The following is a 22,223-nucleotide window of genomic DNA, read 5'->3' as shown; positions in this document are numbered from 1 at the left end:
CTAGACCCTGTTGCTGAGCACGGTGACCACGGCCGCGGCATCTTCGTAATGCAGGAAGCCGCCTCCGTTTTCGGCCACCGCGGTACGCGCATCCTGCACCTGGCGCGCTCCGGCCTCGTGACGCAGTTGCGTAACCAGCTCATGGATCTGCACTAATCCCGTCGCCGCGATCGGGTGTCCCTTGGACACCAGGCCGCCCGATACATTGACGGGCGTGATCCCGCCAAGACTGGTTGCTCCGCTTTCGGTATAGGGGCCGCCTTGGCCGCGTTCGCAAAGGCCCAGGTTTTCGATCTGCAGCAGTTCGGCGAAACTGGATGCGTCATGCACTTCAGCCACGTCGATATCCCGCGGAGTGATCCCGGCCATCGTATAGGCGCGCTGGGCAGCCAAGCGCACACAGTGCTTGTCCATATCGGTGACGTCGCGTATTACCGTGCTGGCCGCGCCGATGCCCGTGATTCTGATGGCGCGTTGCCTGCGCGCGCTGGACAAGGCGCGACCGCTGGACAGCACGATGGCCGCGGCGCCGTCGGAAATGGGCGCGCACATGGCGCGCGTCAGCGGCCAGGCGATGTCTGGGCTGGAAAGCACTTCGTCCACCGACATGTCTTTCTGGTATTGCGCCAGTGGATTCATGGTCGAGTGCGCGTGGTTCTTGGCCGCCGCGCTGGCGATCTGCCGCTGCGTGGTCCCATACGCGCGCATGTGCTGGCGCGCCATGGCCGCGTAGATGTCCATGAAAAAACTCTGCGTATTCCAGGCGCCAGGAGAATTCAGCCGCCGTCGGATGTCGGGGTCGGTCTCCTGCTGACAAAAGAAATCCCAGGTCTGGCGCAGCAGATGTATGTCGGTGCCGCCGAAGAACGCGTTCATCATTTCGGTCTTCTTGTCCGGATAGAACATCTTCTCCGCGCCGACCACGAGTACGGTGTCGAACATGCCGGACTCGATCGCCATGCAGGCGTTGAACAACCCGGAGCTGCTGCTGGCGCAGGCATTTTCGACGTTGAAGACGGGGATGCCGCTCACCCCCATTGCATTCAGCGCGCATTGGCCGCGGATCGAATTCTGCTTTTCCATTTGGCCCTGGCGCACGTTGGAGAACCATGCGGCCTGCATGTCTTCCAGTTCATGTCCGCTGTCGGACAGCGCGCCATTGACGGCTTGTTCAGTCAATTGCTTGACCGAGAGGTCCGGGTGACGGCCGAGCGGAGTGTGGGCGATGCCGGTGATGTAGACGTTCATGATAGGTGTGGGCAGCTGGTCGATGAGTGGCTCTATTCTGCGTGGCGGGCACTGCCGGATTAACCCCTGCTTACCCGTGAAAAAGAGGATAAAGTTCCGACATATGAAACTTTTCCGCTCGGGGCGGACGCGGATGACATGACGCAATCCTCCAGCATCCAGAAAGCGCTGCGAGTGCTCAAAACTGTGCAGTGCCATCACGAAGAAGGCCTGCGGCTTACTGACGTGTGTCGAGAGCAGGGATTGGAAAAGCCGACAGCGCTGCGCCTGTTGCGTGAGCTATCGGCGCAGGGGCTGGTGGTGCGCAACGTGCGCAGCAAGAAGTACTACCTTGGCGACTATTGCCGGAAACTCGGAGAATCGCTGGCCACGCAATCGTCGCTGTCCGTGCGTTATGGGCCTTTGCTGCGGCGCATCTCCGACCGCACCGAAGACGCCAGTTTCCTGGTGATCCTGCAAGACCTGGATACCCTCTGCATAGGCCGGGAAGTGGGGGCCTACCCCATCCAGGCCCTGGCCATTCCGGTCGGCAACCGGCAGCCCATCGGCGTGGGCGCGGGGGGACTGGCCATGCTGGCGAGCTTCGACGAAGACGTCACGGAGCAGTACCTCAAACTCAACAGGGCTCGCTTTCTCAAGTACAAGTCGCTTACGCTGGAGCAACTGCGCGTGCGCATTGCCCGCGCGCGCAAGCGCGGCTACGCCGTCATAGGCAGTCACGCGGTCAGCAAGGTTACCGGCGTGGGCGTCACGCTGATGAGCAAAGAGGGCGATGTGCTGGGTGGCATCAGCGTCGCGGCACTGGACAATCGCATGACACAAAAGCGCCAGGAAGCCGTGGCCCAGATGATCCGCGAAGAGATGAACCGATTCCTGGACAGGTAGACCTGCAGCGGACCTAGGGGCGGCGCAAAAAGAAAACGGGACCCGAAGGTCCCGTTGCTGGCGGCAGGCCCGGAGAGAGCCTGTGCGCGGCTGCAGGCGTTACAGCACCGCTGCGATACCCGCGGCCACCTTGTCGATGTTGCCGCTGTTCAGCGCGGCGACGCAGATGCGGCCGCTGGACACGGCGTAGACGCCGTGTTCTTCGCGCAGGCGATCCACTTGCGCGGAAGTCAGGCCCGAGTACGAGAACATGCCGCGCTGCTGCAGCACGAAGCTGAAGTCCTGCTTGCCGCCGTGTTCCTTGATCTTTTCGACCAGTTGCTTGCGCATCAGGCGGATGCGGTCGCGCATGCCGGCGAGTTCTTCTTCCCACATGGCGAAGAGTTCAGGCGTGTTCAGGACCGTCGACACCACCGTGCCGCCGTGGGTGGGCGGGTTGGAGTAGTTGGTACGGATGACGCGCTTGAGCTGGCTCAGCACGCGGGTGGCTTCGTCCTTGCTGCCGGCCACGACCGTCAGCGCGCCCACGCGCTCGCCGTACAGCGAGAACGACTTCGAGAACGAAGAGCTGATGAACATGGTCAGGTCCAGATCGGCGAACATGCGCACGACCGCGGCGTCTTCGGTCAGGCCATCGCCGAAGCCTTGGTAGGCGATGTCCAGGAACGGAACCAGGTTGTTTTCCTTGACCACGGCGGCGATCTGTTTCCACTGGTCGACGGTGGGATCCACACCGGTCGGATTGTGGCAGCAGGCATGCAGGACGACGACGGTCTTGGCGGGCGCGGCCTTGAGGTCGGCCAGCATGGCGTCGAAGTTCAGGCCGCGGGTGGCGGCGTCGTAGTACGAATAGGTGCCGACTTCGAAACCGGCGCGCTCGAACAGGGCGCGGTGGTTTTCCCAGCTGGGATCGCTGATCAGGACCTTGGACGCGGGCAGCAGTTGGCGCAGGAAGTCGGCGCCGATCTTCAGCGCGCCGGTTCCACCCAGGGCCTGGGTGGTCAGCACGCGGCCGGCGGCGGCCAGCGCGGAATCCTTGCCCAGCAGCAGGGCTTGGGCGCCGGCGTTGTAGCCGGCGATGCCTTCGATCGGCAGGTAACCGCGGGCGGCGGCAGCCTCGATGCGGGCGGCTTCTGCCTTGCGAACCGCGCCCAGCAGGGGGATGCGACCCTGATCGTCGTAGTACACGCCCACGCCCAGATTGACTTTACCGGGACGCGTATCAGCGTTGTATTGTTCGTTCAGGCCAAGAATGGGATCGCGCGGTGCGAGTTCGACGGAATCGAAAAGGGTGCTCATGGGAGTCTGATGAGGTGGGTGGACGCAGTACGGGCTGCTGTGGATAATGAGGGGTTTACCCTGGAAGAGTCTAGCATGCCTAAGAGCGCAATAGACCCGATTACGGCGGGGGCCGAGGCGAACCCGACGGCCAATCCCGCGGCAGCATCGGCCGTGGCGGATCCGTCCGCGCCAGGCCCCGGATTCATCGATTTCCCGGGCAGTCCGTTTCATCTGTTCCAACCGTACCCGCCGGCAGGGGATCAGCCCGCCGCCATCGAGGGGCTGACGCAGGGGGTCGAGGACGGCCTCATGTTCCAGACCTTGCTGGGCGTGACGGGCTCAGGCAAGACCTACACCATGGCCAACGTCATCGCCCGCATGGGGCGCCCGGCTTTGGTGCTTGCCCCCAATAAGACGCTGGCTGCCCAGCTCTACGCCGAAATGCGGGAATTCTTCCCGAAAAACGCCGTCGAGTACTTTGTTTCGTACTACGACTACTACCAGCCCGAGGCTTACGTCCCCACGCGCGACCTGTTCATCGAGAAGGATTCGTCCATCAATGAACACATCGAGCAGATGCGGCTGTCGGCAACCAAAAGCCTGCTGGAGCGCCGCGACACCATTATTGTGGGGACAGTGTCCTGCATCTACGGTATCGGTAATCCGGGTGACTACCATGCCATGGTGCTGATCCTGCGCGCGGGGGACCAGATTTCGCGCCGCGAGATCCTGGCCCGCCTGGTCGCCATGCAGTACACCCGCAATGATGCTGAATTCACGCGGGGCGTCTTCCGGGTGCGAGGCGAGACCATCGACATCTTCCCCGCGGAAAGCCCGGAACTGGCGCTGCGCCTGACGCTGTTCGACGATGAAATCGAAAGCCTGGAGCTGTTCGATCCCCTGACCGGCCGCATTCGCCAGAAGCTGCCGCGCTTTACGGTCTACCCGGGTTCGCACTACGTCACGCCGCGCGACACCGTGCTGCGCGCCATCGAAACCATCAAGGAAGAGCTGCGCGAGCGCGTCAAGCGCTTCGTCGACGACGGCCACCTGGTCGAGGCCCAGCGCTTGGAGCAGCGCACGCGCTTCGACCTGGAAATGCTGCAGGAACTGGGTTTCTGCAAAGGCATCGAAAACTACTCCCGCCACCTGTCGGGCGCGGCGCCTGGCGAACCGCCGCCCACCCTGATCGACTACCTGCCGTCCGATGCGCTCATGTTCATCGACGAAAGCCACGTCACCATCGGGCAACTTGGCGGCATGTACAGGGGCGACCGCGCGCGCAAGGAAACGCTGGTGCAATATGGTTTCCGCCTGCCGTCTGCGCTGGATAACCGGCCTCTGAAACTAGAGGAATTCGAAGCCCGGATGCGGCAGTGCGTATTCGTATCGGCCACGCCGGCCGCCTACGAGAAGGAGCACGCCGATAACGTGGTGGAGCAGGTCGTGCGGCCGACCGGCCTGGTGGATCCCCTGGTCGAGGTTTTGCCTGCCCGCACCCAGGTCGACGATCTGCTTGGGCAGATCAAGGCGCGCGTGGCGCAAGCGGAGCGTGTGCTGGTCACCACCTTGACCAAGCGCATGGCGGAGGACCTGACGGACTTTCTCGGCGAGCACGGTGTGCGCGTGCGTTATCTGCACTCGGACATCGACACCGTGGAACGCGTGGAAATCATCCGGGACTTGCGCCTGGGCACGTTCGACGTGCTGGTGGGCATCAACTTGCTGCGCGAGGGTCTGGACATTCCCGAAGTCTCGCTGGTCGCCATCCTGGACGCTGACAAGGAAGGCTTTCTGCGGTCGGAGCGCAGCCTGATCCAGACGATCGGGCGGGCGGCGCGCAACCTGAATGGCCACGCCATCCTGTATGCGGATCGTATTACCGATTCGATGCAGCGCGCCATGGAAGAGACCGAGCGGCGACGCGCCAAGCAATTGAAATTCAACGCCGATCATGGAATCACCGCCCGGGGCGTACAGAAGGCCGTGCGCGAATTGATCGACGGCGTTGTTGCGCCCACGCAGCACGACGCGCTCGAGGCCGCGGTTCCGGCGGAATTCCTGAAAGACGAAAAGGCCTTGGCCCGCGAGATCAAGCGCCTGGAAAAGCTGATGATGGATCACGCCAGGAACCTGGAGTTCGAGCAGGCCGCCGCAGCCCGCGACGCCTTGACTGCCTTGAAGCAGCGCGTGTTGCTGGATGGGGCGGTGTAGGGCTGGGTGAGTGGGCAGGTCGGTGTATCAAAGTGCTTCAGTTTGCTTACTGCATCCTGAATTGATGGAAAATCTGCTGCGTTGCAATCAAGCTGCCGCGATCTGCCGGAATATCCGGGTCCAATCTTCAAGGTTTGGATCCGGATTGCCCTCTAATTGATTGATTTATATGCATAAATAATGGGGTCGCATTTGCCGGATCGCAATCCCGCAGACGCAAAAAAAGCTTGCCTTATCTCGGGTTTTCCCGCACACTTACTTCCATGATGACCAAGGTACTTTTCGTTTGCATGGGCAATATCTGTCGCTCGCCGAGCGCAGAGGGCGTGTTTCGCCATTTGGTGAACGACGCGGGTTTGAGCGATGTGGTTCGCATCGACTCCGCGGGCACGCACGCGTTTCACATCGGCGAGGCGCCTGATGCCCGGGCGCAGGCCGCAGCGCGCAAGCGCGGCTACGAGATCACGCACTGCGAAGCGCGTCAGGTGACCGCGGAGGATTTCCGCGACTTCGACCTGATCCTCGCCATGGACTGGGACAATCTGTCCGCCATGCAGCAGCAGTGCCCCAAGGCCTACCAGCACAAACTGATGCTGCTGATGCGCTTTGCCAATGAGTTCGAAGAGGCCACCGTGCCCGATCCGTACTATGGCGGCGCCGATGGTTTCGGCAAGGTGCTGGACTACCTGGAAGACGCCTGTCAGGGTGTGCTTGAGCTGGTGCGCAAGCGCGCTACCCAGTACCAGGCGGCGTGATCCGCTTTTGCCGAAGAGCCGCCCAGGCGGTTCTCGGAGGTGCTTGGCAGACAGAACCGCGCGAATGCGCGGTTTTTTCTAGCCGGGAGCCATACCAAATTAGTCGGGAATAGGCTATACTTGAGCCAATTACTCGGGTATTGACCGCTGGATTCGCCTGCGGCCATTGCCGAATCACAGGGAACCTACCATGCGGCTAACTACCAAGGGGCGTTTCGCCGTGACTGCCATGATCGATCTGGCTATGCGGCAGCATAGCGGTCCGGTCACTCTTGCGGCCATCAGCCAGCGTCAGAATATTTCGCTGTCCTATCTGGAACAGCTGTTCGGAAAATTGCGCCGCCACGAACTCGTGGACAGCGTGCGCGGTCCGGGCGGCGGCTATTCGCTCGCGCGTCTGGCCCGTAACGTGACCGTTGCCGACATCATCTTCGCCGTCGACGAACCGCTGGACGCCACCAGTTGCGGCGGCAAGCGGGACTGTACGAGCGGCAACGACGGCAAGCCGGGCAAGTGCATGACGCACGAACTCTGGGCTACGTTGAATCGCAAGATGGTGGATTACCTGGATTCGGTGTCCCTGCAAGATCTGGTCGATCAGCAGCGCGTGCGCCAATTGCAGGAAGCCAACAATCAAGCGCAGGCTTGCGCGGTACGCGTGAACCGGGTGGGGGGCGCTGCCAACGCCGCCAACGCCCCGGCCGCAACCGTCGCCGCCAACGCCACCGTATAAGCAGTATCAGGAGTTGTAGAAATGACCACCCGCCCGATCTATCTGGATTATTCCGCCACGACGCCCGTCGATCCCCGCGTCGTGGACAAAATGGTGCCTTGGCTGTACGAGAACTTCGGCAATCCCGCTTCCCGCAGCCACGCGTTTGGCTGGGAATCCGAAGAAGCCGTTGAGCGCGCTCGCGAAGAAGTCGCCAAGCTCGTGAATGCCGATCCGCGCGAAATCGTCTGGACCTCCGGCGCCACCGAATCCGACAACCTGGCGATCAAGGGTGCCGCCAACTTCTATGCCGAACGCGGCAAGCACATCATTACGGTCAAGACCGAGCACAAGGCGGTGCTGGACACCTGTCGTGAACTCGAGCGCCAGGGCTTTGAAGTGACCTACCTGGACGTCAAGGATGATGGCCTGATCGATCTGGACACCTTCAAGGCCGCGCTGCGCCCCGATACCGTGCTGGTGTCGGTGATGATGGTGAACAACGAAATCGGCGTGATCCAGGATGTGGAAACGCTGGGCGAGATCTGCCGCGAGAAGGGCATCATCTTCCACGTGGACGCCGCCCAGGCGACCGGCAAGGTGGAAATCGACCTGCAAAAACTGAAGGTCGACCTGATGTCGTTCTCCGCCCACAAGACCTACGGCCCCAAGGGTATCGGCGCGCTGTACGTGCGCCGCAAGCCGCGTATCCGCATTGAAGCGCAAATGCACGGCGGCGGCCATGAGCGTGGTTTCCGCTCGGGTACGCTGGCGACGCACCAGATCGTCGGCATGGGCGAAGCTTTCCGCCTGGCCCGCGAAGAAATGGGCACCGAAAACGAGCGCATCCGCATGTTGCGCGACCGCCTGTGGGCCGGCCTGTCGCAGATCGAAGAGGTCTACCTCAACGGCGACATGGACCAGCGCGTTCCGCACAACCTGAACGTCAGCTTCAACTATGTCGAAGGCGAATCCCTGATCATGGCGATCAAGGAGCTTGCCGTCTCCAGCGGTTCGGCCTGCACCTCGGCCAGCCTGGAACCGTCCTACGTGTTGCGCGCCCTGGGCCGCAACGACGAACTTGCGCACAGCTCGATCCGTTTCACGCTGGGCCGCTTCACGACCGAAAAGGAAGTGGACTTCGCCGTGGAACTCATCAAGAGCCGTGTCGGCAAGTTGCGCGACATGTCCCCGTTGTGGGAAATGGCCAAGGAAGGCATCGACTTGAACACCGTGCAGTGGGCTGCGCACTAAGCGCCCGCGCCTAGAAATTCGTGGAGAATTAACATGTCTTACAGCACTAAAGTCCTGGATCACTACGAAAACCCGCGCAACGTCGGTTCGTTCGACAAGTCGGATGAATCGGTCGGCACCGGCATGGTCGGCGCGCCCGCCTGTGGCGACGTCATGAAGCTGCAGATCAAGGTGAATGAAGCCGGCGTGATCGAAGACGCGCGCTTCAAGACCTATGGTTGCGGTTCGGCCATTGCGTCCAGCTCGCTCGTGACCGAATGGGTCAAAGGCAAGACCCTGGACGAAGCCATGAACATCCGCAACACCCAGATCGCCGAAGAGCTGGCGTTGCCGCCCGTGAAGGTCCACTGTTCCATCCTGGCCGAAGACGCGATCAAGGCCGCGGTGCAGAACTACAAAGAAAAGCACTCGGCCCCGGCCGAAGCTGTGGCGGGCTGAACATGTCCGTTACCCTGACCCAACAGGCTGCCACCCATATCGGCCGCTACTTGCAAAAGCGCGGAAAGGGTATCGGCTTGCGGCTCGGCGTTAGGACGACGGGCTGCTCAGGCATGGCCTACAAGCTCGAGTACGTGGACGACGCGGCAGCGGAAGACGTGGTGTTCGAAAGCTTCGGCGTGAAGGTCTTCATCGACCCGAAAAGCCTGGCCTACCTGGACGGCACCGAACTCGACTACGCTCGCGAAGGCCTGAACGAAGGCTTCAAGTTCCGCAACCCCAACGAAAAGGCGACCTGCGGCTGCGGCGAGTCGTTCACGGTGTAAGTCTTGGCTGGAGACGATCACTTCGGCTTGTTCGGCTTGCCGGCTCGGTTCGATCTGGACCCCCAGGCGCTTGAGTCCGCATGGCGCACCGTCGCTGCGCAAGTGCACCCCGACCGCTATGCCACGGCCAGTCCTGCGGAACGCCGCGTCGCCATGCAGTGGGCGGCGCGCGCCAACGAGGCCTACCGCCTGTTGCGCGATCCCTTGCTGCGTGCGCGCTACCTCTGCGAACAGGCCGGCGTGGACCTGCAGACCGAGAGCAACACGGCCATGGATCCCGAGTTCCTGATGCAGCAGATGACCTGGCGCGAAATGCTGGACGATGCGCGTGACGACGCCCAGGCGCTGGCGGCCTTGCAAGCGGAATTGCAGCAGGCGCGCGAGACCATGCGCGCCACGCTGTCCCGCCTGCTGGACCAGGACCGCGATTACGCGACGGCCGGTCTCAAGGTGCGGGAATGGATGTTCGTGGAAAAGCTGGCGGAAGAACTGGCGCAAGCCCAGCCCGCCGCATAGCCCAGGGCGCGCCGGGGCGTCCGCGAGACGGGCGCCGGCGCAGCGCCGCCTACTGACGATAAAAACAGAATCATGGCCTTATTGCAGATATCCGAGCCTGGCGAATCGCCCGCGCCGCACCAGCGCAAGCTGGCGGTCGGGATCGACCTGGGCACTACCAATTCCCTGGTCGCGGCTGTGCGCAGCAGCGTGGCCGAAGTCCTGCCGGATGCGCAGGGTCACGCTCTGCTGCCTTCCGCCGTGCGCTATTTCCCGGGTGGCAAGGTCACTACGGGCCGCGAGCCGCTTGCACAGCAAGCGCAGGATCCGCTGAATACCGTCGTGTCCGTCAAGCGTTTCATGGGCCGCTCGTTGCAAGAGGCGCAAGCCACGCGGGCTCCCTACGAATTCGTGGACGCGCCCGGCATGGTGCGCATCCGCACCGTCCAGGGCGACCTGAGCCCGGTCGAGGTGTCGGCGCAGATCCTGGCGGTATTGCGCCAGCGCGCCGAAGACGTGCTGGGCGACGACCTGGTGGGAGCCGTCATCACGGTGCCCGCCTATTTTGACGACGCCCAGCGTCAGGCAACGCGCGATGCGGCTCGTCTGGCTGGGCTGAACGTGCTGCGTCTGTTGAACGAACCCACCGCGGCGGCCATTGCCTACGGCCTGGATCACGCATCCGAGGGCGTGTATGCGGTGTACGACCTGGGCGGCGGCACCTTCGATATCTCCATTCTGCGTCTGACCCAGGGCGTGTTTGAAGTCATTGCCACGGGCGGGGATACCGCACTGGGCGGCGATGACTTCGACGCCTTGATCGCCGATCGCGCGGTCGCCGGGCTTGCCGCAGGCGAATTCACGCCTGCCGACCGCCGCGGCCTGCTGATGGCGGCACGCGCGGCGCGCGAAACGTTGTCGGACGCGGATGAAGCCAGCCTGAAACTGAGCCTGTCCGACGGCCGGGTCGTGGATGCGACCCTGACCCGCGCGGACTTCGAAGAACTGGCCCAGCCCCTGATACTCCGCACGCTGGATTGCGCGCGCCGCGCCCTGCGGGATGCCTCGCTGACGCCGGCCGACGTGCGCGGCGTGGTGATGGTGGGCGGCGCCACGCGCATGCCCGTCGTGCGCGCTGCCGTGGGCAAGCTGTTCGGCACGCAGCCTCTTACCGATCTGGATCCTGACCAGGTGGTGGCGCTAGGCGCCGCCTTGCAGGCCAATCTGCTGGCGGGCAACCGCGCGCCGGGCGAGGACTGGCTGCTGCTGGACGTCATCCCGCTGTCGCTGGGGCTGGAAACCATGGGCGGATTGGTGGAGCGCATCATTCCGCGCAACAGCACCATCCCCGTGGCGCGCGCCCAGGAGTTCACGACCTTCAAGGACGGGCAGACGGCCATGAGCATCCACGTGGTGCAGGGCGAACGCGATCTGGTCGCGGATTCCCGCTCCCTGGCCCGGTTCGAGCTGCGCGGCATTCCGCCCATGGTGGCGGGCGCGGCGCGCATCCGCGTGACCTTCCAGGTGGATGCGGATGGTTTGCTGAGCGTGACCGCGCGCGAGCAGAGCAAGGGTGTCGAGGCCATGGTGTCGGTCAAGCCGTCCTACGGCCTGACGGATGACGAGATTGCGCAGATGCTGGCCGATAGCGTGGCCCAGGCCGACACCGATGCCCGCGCCCGGATGTTGCGCGAGCAGCAGGTGGATGCGCGCCAACTGGTCGAGTCGGTGCAGGCCGCGCTGGCCGTGGACGGCGATCTGCTGGATGCCGAGGAACGCAAGCGCGTGGACGAATGCCTGCAGGCCGCCATGGCAGCCCAGGACGCGCAGGACGTGGATACGGTGAAGGACGCGGTCCAGGCTCTGTCGGCCGCGACCGATGATTTTGCCGCGCGCCGGATGGATCGCAGCATCCGCGCCGCGCTGGCGGGCCGCAAACTTGATGAGATTGCCTGATAACACGCTATGCCGAAACTGACTGTATTGCCTCATCCCGAGTACTGCCCGGAAGGCGCCGTGATCGAAGACGCACCCAAAGGCGTGTCCATCTGCCGCGTGCTGCTGGACAACCATATCGATATCGAGCACGCCTGCGAGCTATCGTGTGCATGCACGACCTGTCACGTGGTGGTCAAGCAGGGCTATTCCTCTCTTGAAGACGCCACCGACGATGAGGAAGACCTGCTGGACAAGGCCTGGGGCCTGACCCCGACTTCGCGCCTGTCCTGCCAGGCGCTGGTGACGGATGCCGACCTGACGGTCGAGATTCCCAAGTACACCATCAACCACGCCAAAGAGGGCCATTGATGAAGTGGACCGACACGTACGAGATCGCCGCCGCGTTGTACGACGCGCATCCTGACGAGGACCCCAAGACGCTGCGCTTCGTGCAACTGCGTGAATGGGTTCTGGCCTTGCCCGGTTTCAACGATGACCCCGCCCATTGCGGCGAGAAGATCCTGGAGGCCATACAGATGGCCTGGATCGAAGAAGCTGACTGACAGCTACATTGAAAACGCTCCCCTTGGGAGCGTTTCTGTTTTTTGGTGCAACACTGACGTGAGCGAACCGTGGTCATGACCGTCACGGTATCATCAAGGATCTTTCTGTCGCTTCTACCTGCCTGAGTCTACCGATGCCCGCTGCCCAATTGCGCTTTGGCCTGGCCGCCAACCGGCTGCACCACGAAACTCCCGATGCCGCGCTGTTTACTTGGCTGCGCGCGTGTTCGTCCACGATACGCGAGCTGGGCGTGCAGTTGCATACTGTCGGCCGCACGCACGATGCGATCGTGCGCGAGGGCATGCTGCAGGGCTATGGCGGGCTTATCCGCTATCCGTATGGCCGCGAGGGCGGGCTGATGAAGCTCGTGGCGCGGGTGACCGAGGGGCGTGACGGGCAGGCGCCGTTCGATGGCGCGATCTACCTGATCGACCCCGTCGACCCGTCGTCCATTTTTCCGGAAGCGCTGGCGCTCAAGCGCCAGTGCATCACGCATGGGCGTCCTTTCATCTCGACGCTGGCGGGCGCCATCGAATGGATGGAAGTCGAGCGCGTCCATGCCGGGCTGGCGCCGGATGCTTCGGTGTCGCGCCACTTCAATTTTGCCGGCCAGACCGTGGCCCTGATTGCCCACGATGCGCTCAAGGACGAAATGGTGGCGTTTGCCAGTGAACATTTCGATGTGTTGTCCCGCTTTGCGCGGCGCGTGGCCACGGGGACGACCGGCGGTCGCCTCAATGAACTGGCTTGGTCGCGCGGCTGGCCGAAGGATACGCCCTGGGTACATCGCTACCTGAGCGGGCCTTTGGGTGGCGACGCGCAGATCGCCGAGCTGGTGCTGGAGCATCAATGCCAGCGAGTGATCTTCTTTGAAGATCCGCACGTGGCCCGCCAGCACGAAGCCGACATCCAGCTGCTGGAACGCGCGGTGCGCGTGGTGACGGAATCGGCTACTTGCGCTACCTCGCCGACGGTGGCGCGGCGCTGGGCGCAGGCGGTGGAAAAACGCGTCATCTGACCGTGGTCCGTGCGGACCCGCCGCCAGGGCGGGAATCCGCAATGATGCGGCTGACGCGGTCGGCCACCGCCGAGGCCGCCATCGACAGCGGCAGGACATCCGACCTGCACAGGAATACGGGCCTGGCCAGGCGCGGCTTGGCGATGCGATGCAGGACGACCTCTCCGCGCGCGGCCTCCTGGTGCACGGCAGCGTAAGACAGGATGGTGTGCGCGATGCCCGCCTGTGCCAGTTCGATCAATTGGGGAATGGCGTTGGCTTCGGCAATGACGCGGAACTCGGCGCCTTCTCGCTGCTGGTATTGGTCCAGCAGGCGGCGCAGGCTGTGTTGATTGCCAGGCAGGACCAGCGGTAATTCGGCCAGGGCCCGCAAGTCCATGATCGGCAATGCGTGCAGCGTTGAGGAGGATGGTTTTTTTCCCCGTTTTTCAGAGGGCGGCGAGACGACCACCAGTTCTTCGTCGATCAGGTGCTGAAAACGCAGATCAACCGAAGCGTCATCGCTGAACGTCAGCCCCAGGTCTGCATGGCCCGAGCTGACGAAGCCCGGGATGTAACCGGTGCTGGACTCGATGATCTTCACGTAGACGCCAGGCCAGTGCTCCAGGGAAAAGCGCAACAGCGGCACGGTTACGAGCTTGGCCATCGACATCGACATGGCGAGCGACACCGTGCCTCGGGGGGAGCTCAGGTCCTCGCGCACGTCCGCCCGGGCAGCATCGATGCGGCCCAGGATTTCGCGCGCATGCGCCACCATGCGCGCGCCGGCAGCCGTCGGCGTGACGCCGCGGGCGCTGCGATGCAGCAGCACCACCCCCAGATCCTCTTCCAGGTTGCGTATCAGCAGGCTTAGCGCAGGCTGGGCAACGTGTAGCGCGGCTGCCGCACGGCTGATCGAACCTGTGGAAACGACGGCGACAAAGCACTGCATCGCGCGGATGGACATCGACATGCAAGAGCCCTCGGGCAGGCGAAGCCATCACAAATTTATTATGGCCCGCATATTTAAACGGTATTTCTAATATATCAAGGCGGTTCGCATAATGGGCGCCATCCCTCAAAGAACATAACGGAGACAACATGGCGTTCCCCCGAATCCTTGCCGCATGCGCGGCCGCGGCAGCCCTGTCCAGTCCGGCGCTCGCCGATACCTGGCCTTCCAAACCGATCACCCTGGTCGTGCCATTTTCGGCCGGCGGCCCGACCGACTTCATCGCGCGCCTGGTGGCCGAACCGCTGGCGCGCGAGCTGGGGCAGCAGGTCATTGTGCAGAACAAGCCGGGCGCAAGCGGCAACGTGGGCTACCAGAGCGTGCTGAACGGTCCCGCGGACGGCTACACCTTGATGCACAACACGGTGGCCATGCAGGCCATCAATCCGTTGATGTACCCGGGCGCGAAAATGCATCCCTTGCAGGACTATGTGCCGGTGGGTACGACGGGCGCCATGCCCAACCTGCTGGTGGTCAATCCCGAGCGTACGCCGGTCAAGACGCTGGCCGAGCTGGTCCAGCGCGGGCGCGACGCAAAGCAGGGGCTCAGCTATGCAACTTTTGGTCCCGGCAGCTCACCGCACGTTTATGGCGCGTCGCTGCAGAAGCTCGCTGGCTTCCAGGCGGTGGGCGTTGCCTACAAGGGCAGCGCGAACGCGGTGACGGACGTGATCGGCGGGCAGGTGGATTTTCTGTTCGACAGCATGTCGACCAGCCTTGGCCAGGTGCAGGGCGGCCGGCTGAAGGCGCTGGCGATCACCTCGGCCGAGCGGTCGCCCTTGCTGCCGGACGTGCCTACGCTGAAGGAAGCGGGCTATCCCAGCCTGGATCTGAAGTTCTGGTTCTCCTTGCAGACGCCCGCCGGCACGCCGCCGGAAGCGGTGCAGAAGCTGCGCGCGGCCGTGGCTCGAGTCGTCGCGAGCGATGCGTACCGCAAGGCGATGCAGGAACGTGGCGCCGAGGCTTTCCAGGTTGCGCCCGCCGAACTGGACGCATTTTTCAAGCGTGAAACCGCCCAATGGACGCAAGCCGCGCAAACCATCGGCCTGAAGGGCGAGCAGTAACCATGTCCACCGGAGCACGCATGACGCCGTTGAAGAACATCACTGTCCTTGACCTGAGCAAAGTGTTGGCCGGACCGCTTTGCGGCCAGTATCTGGGCGAGCTTGGCGCCCGGGTGATCAAGGTGGAACCCGTGGGCAAGGGCGACGACACGCGTGCCTGGTTGCCGCAGGACGCAGGCCAGTCCGCGACATTCCTGGCGGTGAACCACAACAAACGCAGCCTGGCCGTCGACCTCAAGACGCCGGAAGGGCGCGCGGTGGTGCATCGCCTGGCCGAGCGGGCGGATGTAGTGCTGCAGGGATTCGGCGGCAAGACCGCCGCGCGCCTCGGGGTGGACTACGAGACGCTCAGCGGACTCAATCCCCGGCTGGTGTACTGCGAAATCTCGGGCTACGGCCGCGAGGGGCCGATGGGTGAGGAGCCGGGCTATGACGTCATGCTGCAGGCCTTCAGCGGCATGATCAGCACCATGGGCGAGCCTGGCGGGAATTTTGCGCGCGCCAGCTTTTCTCCGGTGGACCTGGGCACCGGCTCCTTCGCGTTGAGCGGAATCCTCGCCGCGCTGCTGGAGCGCAGCCAGACGGGCAAGGGGCAGTACCTCGACGTGTCCCTCCTGGACACGTCTCTGGGGCTGATGTCGTATATGGCGCAGAACTATTGGCGTACCGGTCAGATTCCCCGCCGCATGGGGACGGGCCATCCGGCCATGTGCCCATACCAGGCATTTCGCGCAGCCGATGGCGACATCATGCTGGGCGTGGGCAACGATGCGCAATGGCAGCGCTTCTGCGCCGTTGCGGGGTTGCAGGACCATGTGAATGCGCCGGACTTTGCAACCAATGCCGACCGGGTCCGAAACTTCGCCGCGACGGTCGAGCTGGTCCAGGCGCGGATGGAGACGCGCAGCGTGGCGCAATGGCTGGAAGCGCTGAAGCCGGCGGGGATTGCTTGTTCGGCCATCCACACACTGGACGAAGCGCTGGCGCATCCGCAGGTCGCCGCGCGCGAATTGATCGTCACGAGCCGGCATCCGGTCCTGGGCGAGGTCCGCAATGTCGGCCTGCCCATACGATTTGGACACCAACCCCGGCAGGCTGCGCTGCCCGCGCCCATGCTGGGCCAGCACACTCGCGAAGTCCTGGCCGAGCTGGGCTACGCGCCAACCGAAATCGAAGCGTTGCTGGCTTCCGGCAGCGTGCAGACCCATTCCTGAAGGCGAGACCAACGATGACATTCCTGCGCTATGAAGTCCGCGATCGGATTGCCGAAATCCACCTGTGCCACGCGCCCGTCAATGCGCTTGATGAAGACATGCTGGATGCGCTGATCGCCGCCCTGGAACGCGCCAATGCTGATTCCGGCGTGCGCGCCGTGCTGCTGGCGAGCGATCTGCCTGGGCGCTTTTGTGCCGGGCTGGACATGAAAAAGCTGCTGGACAGCACGCCGGCGCGCATCCATTCACTGTTGTCAAAGCTGTACATCAAGCTCTACGACACGCAGTTCAACCTGGGCAAGCCCTCGATCTCGGTGGTGTCGGGTGCAGTGCGCGGGGGCGGCATGACGGTGGCGATCTCCAGCGACATGGTGGTCGCAGCCGATACCGCCACGTTCGGTTATCCGGAGATCGACGTCGGTGTCCTGCCCGCGATCCACTACGTGCATTTACCCAGCATTGTGGGCAAGCACCGGGCGTTCGACCTGCTGTTTACCGGGCGTACCTTCGACGCGCAAGAGGCGCGCGGGTTGGGACTGGTGGCACGTGTGGCGCCCGAGGCGGAATTGCTGGAGCACGCGCGCGGGCTGGCGCAATCATTGGCTGGCAAGCCGCCCCAAGTCCTGGCCATGGGCCGACGCGCCTTTGTCTACAGCAATGACAATGAGTACCGGCGCAGGGTAGCGACGGCGGTGGAGGTGTTCTGCAACGCTGCCGCCACGGCCGAGGCGCACGAAGGCCTGAGCGCCTTCGTGCAAAAACGCGCGCCGGTCTGGGGCGGCTAGCGCAACGGCGTCAGCCGCCCCTTACTTGCCCAGAAACCGCGGCGCCCGTTTCTCGCGGAACGCGCGCACGCCTTCGGCGAAGTCTGCGCGCGACGCGGTGTCCAGGAAGCGCGCCGTTTCTTCGGCCAGCTGGGTTTCCAGCGTGGCATGTTCGGCGCCACGCAGCAGGTCCTTGGCGCCCGAGATGCCGTGCGGGGCGTGGCGGGCGATTTCCTCCGCATAGGCTTGCGCCGCCTGCGAGAGCTCGCCAGGCGCGGCGGTGCGCGTGACGATGCCCCAGGACTGCGCGTCGCCGGCGCTGAACGCGTCGTGGCGCAGCAACAGGTCCAGCGCGCGCCGGGCGCCAAGCACCCGGACGAGGCCGTGTGTCATGCCGGCGTCGGGCGTAGCGCCCAGCTTGAGATAGGCTGTCATGAATCGCGCATCGGCGTCGGCGATGGCGAGATCGCAGGCCAGCACCAAAGACAAGCCCGCGCCCGCGGCAATGCCATGCACCTGGGCGAGCCAGACTTTATCCATGCGGGCGATGCGCGCCACGAAGTCGTTCAGCGGCGTGAAGAGCTCCAGCAGCGTGGCGCGCACCTGAGCCGGCTCTCCCGTGAACATGCTGATGTCGCCGCCAGCGCAGAAGGTTTTGCCGGTGGCGCGCAAAAGCACGACGCGGACTTCGTCGCGCGCCTCCAGCCATTGCGCGGCACGCTGCAAATCTTGCGCCATCGCGACGTCGATGGCGTTGAGGGCATCGGGGCGGTTCAGCGTCACGGTCGCGATCGCGCCGTCGGATTCCAGGAACAGCGTCTGGAAGGCGGGAAGTCCTTGGGTCATGGCGAGTCTCCGTTATCGGGTAAATACCAGCTGTCGATCCAAAAATCGCGATGCTATGGTCTGAACCGAGCGCTTGCTTGGTTTTCTTTTAAGCACGCTTAGCGTAACGCATAGAACGATTTTCCGGCGCTGTACTGGCGTAGGTAAAGACAGGTTCGTTGCATCTCCTGCCTCGCGGGTTCGCCAGACCGACGTCGATAAAAACTTCGCATGCCAAGGCGAGGAGACAAATGGTGGATCAGTCGGACAGCCCTCCCTTGCTGGAGGTGGATGGGGTCACGCTGGCGTTTGGCGGGGTCAAGGCGCTTACCGGCGTTGGTTTTCGCGTCGCGCCCGGGTCTATCACCACGGTCATCGGCCCCAATGGCGCAGGCAAGACCTCGCTGTTCAACACTATTTCCGGTTTCTACCGTCCCGCATCCGGACAGATCCGTTTCCAGGGGCGAGATATCTCGCGCGTGGCTGCGCCCGAACGCGCCAGGCTGGGCCTGGCTCGCAGTTTCCAGAACATCGCGCTGTTTCGCGGCATGACCGTGCTGGACAACATCAAGCTGGGCCGCCATGCACACTTGCGCACCAACGTACTGGACGCCTTGCTGTACCTGGGCCGGGCGCGTCGCGAAGAGATGGCGCTGCGCGCCGACATTGAAGAACGCATCATCGATTTCCTGGAGATCGATCACATTCGCCACGCACCGGTGGCCGCGCTGTCCTATGGCTTGCAGAAGCGCGTGGAGCTGGCGCGCGCGCTGGCCATGAACCCCAAGGTATTGATGCTGGACGAGCCGGTTGCCGGCATGAACCGCGAAGAGACGGACGACATGGCGCGCTTCATTTTGGACGCTCGCTCCGAGTGGGGCGTGACGGTACTGATGGTTGAGCACGACATGGGCATGGTGATGGACCTGTCGGACCATGTGGTGGTGCTGAACTTCGGCCAGGTCATCGCCGACGGCACGCCTGCGCAGGTGCAGGCGGATCCGCAGGTCATCCAGGCCTATCTGGGTGCCGGTGACGTAGGCGACCTGCGCCGCCGTCTGCGGGAGGCGGCCTGATGGACATGCTGTTCTTCCTGGAAGTCACGCTGGCCGGACTGGGCAGCGGCGGGCTTTATGCGCTGGCGGCGCTGGCCTTCGTCATCGTCTACAAGGCGACGCGGGTGGTGAACATCGCCATCGGCGAATTCCTGATGCTGGGCGCTTATGTGTTCTACGCCTTCGCCACCGGCATGGAATGGCCGATCTGGCTGGCCATCGTGGGCGCCATCGTGGTGTCGGGCGCATTGGGCGCGCTGGTCGAGCGGCTGACCATCCGGCCCATGCTGGGCGAGGCGCCGATCTCGGTGTTCATGATCACGGTGGGGCTGGCGTCGATCCTCGTTGGCGCGGTGGAACTCATCTGGACCGCCGATCAACGGCGTCTGCCGGAATTCATGCCGCGCTCGCCGGTCATGGTGGGCGAAGCCTTTGTCGCGCCCAAGGTGTTCTATGGCTTCTGGGTGGCCGTCGTGCTGGCGTTGCTGGTGCTGGTGGTGTTTCGCTATTGGCGCGGCGGAGTGGCGCTGCGCGCGACGGCATCGGACCAGGGGGCCGCGTACGCCATGGGCATCAACGTGCCGCGCGTGTTCTCGCTGGCCTGGGTTGCGGCAGGGGTGATAGCCGCCGTGTCAGGCGTGATCGTGGGCGCGATCGGCGGCATTTCCTCGTCGATGGGGGTGTTCGGCCTGTCGGTGCTGGTGGTGGTGATCGTGGGCGGACTGGACAGCGTGGCCGGCGCCTTGGTGGGCGGCGTCTTCATCGGCCTGCTGGAGGCCTGGGCGGGCGCCTACATGGGCGGCGAATACAAATTGCTGGCCACGTTCATCGTACTGGTGGTGGTGTTGATGGTCAGGCCGTACGGCCTGTTCGGCACCCGTGAAATCGAGAGACTCTGACCGATGCGCATCGCGACTGCCAAGCAGACATATCTTGCGGATGAAGCGTTGTTCGACACCCGCACGCAAAAGGCGTGGCTGGCCTTGCTGGCTGCGTCCCTCGCCATGTTCCCCTTCGTGGCGGATGCCTACTGGCTGTACCTGGCCTGTCTGGTGGCCATCAATGTCGCCAGCGCCACGGGCCTGAACATTCTTACGGGCTACACCGGACTGGTCAGCCTGGGACAGGCGGCCTTCATGGGATTGGGCGCATACACGGTCGCGGTGCTGGAGCAGCGGCTGGGCACGCCGGTGCTGCTCAATCTGGTGGCTGCGGGGCTGGTGGCGATGGCGGGCGGCCTGCTCGTGGGGATCCCGTCCCTGCGGGTGAAGGGCCTTTATTTGGCCATCGCCACGATCGCCGCCTCGTTCATCGCGCATTTCATCTTTGCCAATTGGCAGTTCACTGGAGGTACGACAGGGATGCAGGTGCCGCCGGCGCGCGTGCTGGGCGTGGACCTGGACACCTCGTTCAAGATCTACTGGCTGATCGTGCCGGTCACGGCGCTCATGGTGCTGGGCGCGGCCAATCTATTTCGCACGCGCATCGGCCGCGCCTTCATCGCCATACGCGACCGTGACATTTCGGCCGAGGTGTTAGGCATACGCCTGCTGCGCTACAAGCTGCTGTCGTTCGGCCTGTCCTCGTTCTACGCCGGCGTGGCAGGCGGGATGTGGGCCTACTTCTTCCGTGTCGTTACGCCCGAGAGCTTTCCCCTGATCATGTCGATCTTCTTCCTGGCGGCCATCATCGTGGGCGGCATGGGCACGATCCTGGGTTCCATCCTGGGCGCCATCTTCATGACCATGGTGCCGGAGCTGCTCAAGCTGGTCGTGGGCTGGCTGCCGGTGGGCGGTGACGCGCTGCGCCTGATCTCGCCGGTGCGCACCATTGTTTTCGGCCTGCTGATCGTGGGCTTTCTGATCTTCGAGCCGCACGGGCTCGCGGAAATCTGGCGGCGGGTGCGCCGCTACTTCCACCTTTGGCCCTTCCGCACCTAGCCCACACGCGGCGAACGCGGCAGCGGCCACCCATAAGACCCTCAGGAGACTAACCATGAAGCGCATCCGGATCGGCAGCGGTTTATCGAGGTTGTTGGCCCCCCTGGGCCTGGCGGCGGCCTTGTCCGCGGCGCCCGCCGCGCAGGCGGCCGAAGACCTGGTGCTGGGCGGGTCCATCCCGCTGAGCGGGGTGTTCGCCTTCGCGGGACAGGGCATCCATGCCGGCATCACCGACTACGTGAAGATCGTCAATGACCAAGGCGGGGTGAAGGGCCGCAAGCTGCGCTATGTGCCGGAGGACACCGCGTACAAGGTGGACGCGTCGGTGGCGGCGTTCAAGAAGATCACCAGCCAGAACAAGGTGAACTTCTACTACGGGGATTCCACTGGTTTTTCCAAGACCATCAATGCCGAGCTGAACCGCACGGGCGACATCTTGATGACCGGCGCGTCGTTCGCCACGGAGCTCAATGATCCGGCGAAGTATCCCGCCCAGTTCATGCTGGGCCCCGACTACACGGAGATGTTCGGCATCCTGTTGCGCTACATCGCCAAGGAACAGCCTGGCGCCAAGGTGGCCTTCGTGTATTCGGACACCGAGTTCGGCCGCGATCCCATTGCCAGCTCGCGCGCGGTGGCGGAGAAACTGGGGTTGAAGGTCGCGACCGAGATCATGACGCCGCCGGGCAGCGTGGACGTGTCGACCGAGGTGATCAAGCTGCGCCGCGCCGATCCGGACTACACCATTTTCCATGGCTATGTGCTGGCGCCCATCCCGGAGTTCGTGGGGCAGGGTAAGCGCATGGGCCTGAAGACGCGCTACATGGGCACGTTCTGGACCATGGACAACTCCACCGTGATGCAGATGGGCGAGGATGCCGAAGGTTTCATGGGCGTGATGCCGTACCGCTATTACTACGACACGGCTGCCGACGCGCCGATGCTCAAGAAGATCCGCGAGATGCGTCCGCAATACCAGAGCACGGGCTACATGCAGGGCTTCCTGGCCGCCATGCTGTTCACTGAAGTCGCCAAGCGCACGCTGGACGCGGGCAAGGAGCTGACCAGCGCCAATATGAAGGCGGCGCTGGACGGTATCAAGGATTTCGATACCGGCGGCCTGATCGGGGTGCCGATTTCCATCAAAGGCAATTCGATCCCTGTGGGCCGGATCTATCGCGCCGATGTGAAGCAGAAGCAGATGGTTCCGGCGTCCGACTGGATTGTGCTGAAGTGAGGCGA

At 63.8% G+C, this 22,223-nt stretch carries 23 protein-coding genes; 19 read left to right on the top strand and 4 right to left on the bottom strand.

Annotated elements, in window-relative coordinates:
* Positions 1-1,248, bottom strand: a complete 1,248-nt coding sequence (locus tag VCS63_RS16705) for a thiolase family protein (RefSeq protein WP_063642423.1) — start codon at positions 1,246-1,248, stop codon at positions 1-3.
* A gap of 138 nt (positions 1,249-1,386) precedes the next feature.
* Between VCS63_RS16705 and VCS63_RS16700 the strand changes: the two genes are divergently transcribed.
* Complete coding sequence (locus VCS63_RS16700) at positions 1,387-2,133, top strand: IclR family transcriptional regulator (protein WP_063642424.1); 747 nt, start codon at positions 1,387-1,389, stop codon at positions 2,131-2,133.
* Positions 2,134-2,232: 99 nt separating this feature from the next.
* Here VCS63_RS16700 and VCS63_RS16695 read toward each other — a convergent pair whose 3' ends face one another.
* Positions 2,233-3,432, bottom strand: a complete 1,200-nt coding sequence (locus VCS63_RS16695; protein WP_042794078.1) for an amino acid aminotransferase — start codon at positions 3,430-3,432, stop codon at positions 2,233-2,235.
* A gap of 75 nt (positions 3,433-3,507) precedes the next feature.
* On the opposite strand from VCS63_RS16695, the gene uvrB reads away from it, so the two are divergent.
* From uvrB to VCS63_RS16640, 11 genes are all read left to right on the top strand, one after another.
* Positions 3,508-5,628, top strand: coding sequence for an excinuclease ABC subunit UvrB (uvrB, locus tag VCS63_RS16690; RefSeq protein WP_223306493.1), 2,121 nt, complete (start codon positions 3,508-3,510; stop codon positions 5,626-5,628).
* Between the two features lie 263 nt (positions 5,629-5,891).
* Positions 5,892-6,383: a low molecular weight protein-tyrosine-phosphatase gene (locus VCS63_RS16685; RefSeq protein ID WP_042794076.1), complete on the top strand. Its 492-nt coding sequence runs from the start codon at positions 5,892-5,894 to the stop codon at positions 6,381-6,383.
* A gap of 190 nt (positions 6,384-6,573) precedes the next feature.
* On the top strand, positions 6,574-7,116 hold the full coding sequence (gene iscR, locus VCS63_RS16680; protein WP_063642426.1) for a Fe-S cluster assembly transcriptional regulator IscR: 543 nt from the start codon (positions 6,574-6,576) through the stop codon (positions 7,114-7,116).
* Positions 7,117-7,137: 21 nt separating this feature from the next.
* Entirely contained in the window at positions 7,138-8,349 is a 1,212-nt protein-coding gene (locus VCS63_RS16675; RefSeq protein WP_042794075.1) for an IscS subfamily cysteine desulfurase, read from the top strand.
* Positions 8,350-8,382: 33 nt separating this feature from the next.
* Entirely contained in the window at positions 8,383-8,787 is a 405-nt protein-coding gene (iscU, locus tag VCS63_RS16670) for a Fe-S cluster assembly scaffold IscU (RefSeq protein ID WP_042794074.1), read from the top strand.
* Between the two features lie 2 nt (positions 8,788-8,789).
* Positions 8,790-9,113 carry an iron-sulfur cluster assembly protein IscA gene (iscA, locus tag VCS63_RS16665; RefSeq protein ID WP_042794073.1) on the top strand — a complete coding sequence of 108 codons (324 nt, stop codon included), beginning with the start codon at positions 8,790-8,792 and terminating at the stop codon, positions 9,111-9,113.
* 3 nt (positions 9,114-9,116) lie between these two features.
* Positions 9,117-9,629, top strand: coding sequence for a Fe-S protein assembly co-chaperone HscB (gene hscB, locus VCS63_RS16660; protein WP_042794072.1), 513 nt, complete (start codon positions 9,117-9,119; stop codon positions 9,627-9,629).
* Between the two features lie 72 nt (positions 9,630-9,701).
* Entirely contained in the window at positions 9,702-11,564 is a 1,863-nt protein-coding gene (hscA, locus tag VCS63_RS16655) for a Fe-S protein assembly chaperone HscA (RefSeq protein ID WP_042794071.1), read from the top strand.
* 9 nt (positions 11,565-11,573) lie between these two features.
* Positions 11,574-11,915: an ISC system 2Fe-2S type ferredoxin gene (gene fdx / locus VCS63_RS16650; RefSeq protein ID WP_042794070.1), complete on the top strand. Its 342-nt coding sequence runs from the start codon at positions 11,574-11,576 to the stop codon at positions 11,913-11,915.
* A complete protein-coding gene (iscX, locus tag VCS63_RS16645; RefSeq protein WP_042794069.1) occupies positions 11,915-12,109 on the top strand; it encodes a Fe-S cluster assembly protein IscX in 195 nt (64 codons plus the stop codon). The genes fdx and iscX overlap by 1 nt, the downstream gene beginning before the upstream one ends.
* Positions 12,110-12,243: 134 nt before the next feature.
* Positions 12,244-13,128, top strand: coding sequence for a methylglyoxal synthase (locus tag VCS63_RS16640; protein WP_042794068.1), 885 nt, complete (start codon positions 12,244-12,246; stop codon positions 13,126-13,128).
* On the opposite strand, the gene VCS63_RS16635 is transcribed toward VCS63_RS16640, so the two are convergent.
* Complete coding sequence (locus VCS63_RS16635; protein ID WP_313378261.1) at positions 13,121-14,080, bottom strand: LysR family transcriptional regulator; 960 nt, start codon at positions 14,078-14,080, stop codon at positions 13,121-13,123. The genes VCS63_RS16640 and VCS63_RS16635 overlap by 8 nt on opposite strands.
* Before the next feature lie 128 nt (positions 14,081-14,208).
* Here VCS63_RS16635 and VCS63_RS16630 point away from each other — a divergent pair, with 128 nt between their 5' ends.
* The 3 genes from VCS63_RS16630 to VCS63_RS16620 are packed head-to-tail and all read left to right on the top strand — an operon-like array spanning position 14,209 to position 17,182.
* Positions 14,209-15,183, top strand: coding sequence for a Bug family tripartite tricarboxylate transporter substrate binding protein (locus VCS63_RS16630; RefSeq protein WP_112965809.1), 975 nt, complete (start codon positions 14,209-14,211; stop codon positions 15,181-15,183).
* Positions 15,184-15,185: 2 nt separating this feature from the next.
* Positions 15,186-16,397, top strand: a complete 1,212-nt coding sequence (locus VCS63_RS16625) for a CaiB/BaiF CoA transferase family protein (RefSeq protein ID WP_232033841.1) — start codon at positions 15,186-15,188, stop codon at positions 16,395-16,397.
* A gap of 14 nt (positions 16,398-16,411) precedes the next feature.
* Positions 16,412-17,182, top strand: coding sequence for an enoyl-CoA hydratase/isomerase family protein (locus tag VCS63_RS16620; protein WP_042794065.1), 771 nt, complete (start codon positions 16,412-16,414; stop codon positions 17,180-17,182).
* 21 nt (positions 17,183-17,203) lie between these two features.
* Here VCS63_RS16620 and VCS63_RS16615 read toward each other — a convergent pair whose 3' ends face one another.
* The gene (locus VCS63_RS16615) at positions 17,204-18,007 is read right to left on the bottom strand and encodes an enoyl-CoA hydratase/isomerase family protein (RefSeq protein WP_323880438.1); all 804 of its coding nucleotides are present in this window, start codon (positions 18,005-18,007) and stop codon (positions 17,204-17,206) included.
* A 230-nt stretch (positions 18,008-18,237) separates the two neighbouring features.
* Between VCS63_RS16615 and VCS63_RS16610 the strand changes: the two genes are divergently transcribed.
* Genes VCS63_RS16610 through VCS63_RS16595 form a run of 4 tightly spaced genes read left to right on the top strand, consistent with a single transcriptional unit; the run spans position 18,238 to position 22,218 of the window.
* Positions 18,238-19,062: an ABC transporter ATP-binding protein gene (locus VCS63_RS16610; protein WP_042794063.1), complete on the top strand. Its 825-nt coding sequence runs from the start codon at positions 18,238-18,240 to the stop codon at positions 19,060-19,062.
* Positions 19,062-19,940, top strand: coding sequence for a branched-chain amino acid ABC transporter permease (locus VCS63_RS16605; protein WP_042794062.1), 879 nt, complete (start codon positions 19,062-19,064; stop codon positions 19,938-19,940). Before VCS63_RS16610 ends, VCS63_RS16605 begins: the two co-directional genes overlap by 1 nt.
* A 3-nt stretch (positions 19,941-19,943) precedes the next feature.
* A complete protein-coding gene (locus VCS63_RS16600; RefSeq protein ID WP_063642432.1) occupies positions 19,944-20,981 on the top strand; it encodes a branched-chain amino acid ABC transporter permease in 1,038 nt (345 codons plus the stop codon).
* Between the two features lie 55 nt (positions 20,982-21,036).
* Positions 21,037-22,218, top strand: a complete 1,182-nt coding sequence (locus tag VCS63_RS16595) for an ABC transporter substrate-binding protein (RefSeq protein ID WP_054456133.1) — start codon at positions 21,037-21,039, stop codon at positions 22,216-22,218.
* The last annotated feature ends 5 nt before the right edge of the window (positions 22,219-22,223 follow it).

Source organism: Achromobacter sp. D10 (genome assembly GCF_035282245.1).
GTDB lineage: Bacteria > Pseudomonadota > Gammaproteobacteria > Burkholderiales > Burkholderiaceae_B > Achromobacter > Achromobacter insolitus.
The sequence above is the reverse complement of the archived record's forward strand: the minus strand, read 5'-3'. Positions and strand labels throughout refer to the sequence as shown.

Bases quoted from the DNA above. Each gene is read 5' to 3' on its own strand.
- VCS63_RS16700 (WP_063642424.1), top strand. From the start codon at position 1,387: ATGACGCAATCCTCCAGCATCCAGAAAGCGCTGCGAGTGCTCAAAACT.
- hscA (WP_042794071.1), top strand. From the start codon at position 9,702: ATGGCCTTATTGCAGATATCCGAGCCTGGCGAATCGCCCGCGCCGCAC.
- VCS63_RS16625 (WP_232033841.1), top strand. From the start codon at position 15,186: ATGTCCACCGGAGCACGCATGACGCCGTTGAAGAACATCACTGTCCTT.
- VCS63_RS16630 (WP_112965809.1), top strand. From the start codon at position 14,209: ATGGCGTTCCCCCGAATCCTTGCCGCATGCGCGGCCGCGGCAGCCCTG.
- uvrB (WP_223306493.1), top strand. From the start codon at position 3,508: ATGCCTAAGAGCGCAATAGACCCGATTACGGCGGGGGCCGAGGCGAAC.
- VCS63_RS16610 (WP_042794063.1), top strand. From the start codon at position 18,238: ATGGTGGATCAGTCGGACAGCCCTCCCTTGCTGGAGGTGGATGGGGTC.
- VCS63_RS16675 (WP_042794075.1), top strand. From the start codon at position 7,138: ATGACCACCCGCCCGATCTATCTGGATTATTCCGCCACGACGCCCGTC.
- VCS63_RS16640 (WP_042794068.1), top strand. From the start codon at position 12,244: ATGCCCGCTGCCCAATTGCGCTTTGGCCTGGCCGCCAACCGGCTGCAC.
- VCS63_RS16685 (WP_042794076.1), top strand. From the start codon at position 5,892: ATGATGACCAAGGTACTTTTCGTTTGCATGGGCAATATCTGTCGCTCG.
- VCS63_RS16705 (WP_063642423.1), bottom strand. From the start codon at position 1,248: ATGAACGTCTACATCACCGGCATCGCCCACACTCCGCTCGGCCGTCAC.
- VCS63_RS16605 (WP_042794062.1), top strand. From the start codon at position 19,062: ATGGACATGCTGTTCTTCCTGGAAGTCACGCTGGCCGGACTGGGCAGC.
- VCS63_RS16620 (WP_042794065.1), top strand. From the start codon at position 16,412: ATGACATTCCTGCGCTATGAAGTCCGCGATCGGATTGCCGAAATCCAC.
- iscX (WP_042794069.1), top strand. From the start codon at position 11,915: ATGAAGTGGACCGACACGTACGAGATCGCCGCCGCGTTGTACGACGCG.
- VCS63_RS16600 (WP_063642432.1), top strand. From the start codon at position 19,944: ATGCGCATCGCGACTGCCAAGCAGACATATCTTGCGGATGAAGCGTTG.
- iscA (WP_042794073.1), top strand. From the start codon at position 8,790: ATGTCCGTTACCCTGACCCAACAGGCTGCCACCCATATCGGCCGCTAC.
- iscR (WP_063642426.1), top strand. From the start codon at position 6,574: ATGCGGCTAACTACCAAGGGGCGTTTCGCCGTGACTGCCATGATCGAT.
- VCS63_RS16615 (WP_323880438.1), bottom strand. From the start codon at position 18,007: ATGACCCAAGGACTTCCCGCCTTCCAGACGCTGTTCCTGGAATCCGAC.
- VCS63_RS16595 (WP_054456133.1), top strand. From the start codon at position 21,037: ATGAAGCGCATCCGGATCGGCAGCGGTTTATCGAGGTTGTTGGCCCCC.
- fdx (WP_042794070.1), top strand. From the start codon at position 11,574: ATGCCGAAACTGACTGTATTGCCTCATCCCGAGTACTGCCCGGAAGGC.
- VCS63_RS16695 (WP_042794078.1), bottom strand. From the start codon at position 3,432: ATGAGCACCCTTTTCGATTCCGTCGAACTCGCACCGCGCGATCCCATT.
- iscU (WP_042794074.1), top strand. From the start codon at position 8,383: ATGTCTTACAGCACTAAAGTCCTGGATCACTACGAAAACCCGCGCAAC.
- VCS63_RS16635 (WP_313378261.1), bottom strand. From the start codon at position 14,080: ATGTCGATGTCCATCCGCGCGATGCAGTGCTTTGTCGCCGTCGTTTCC.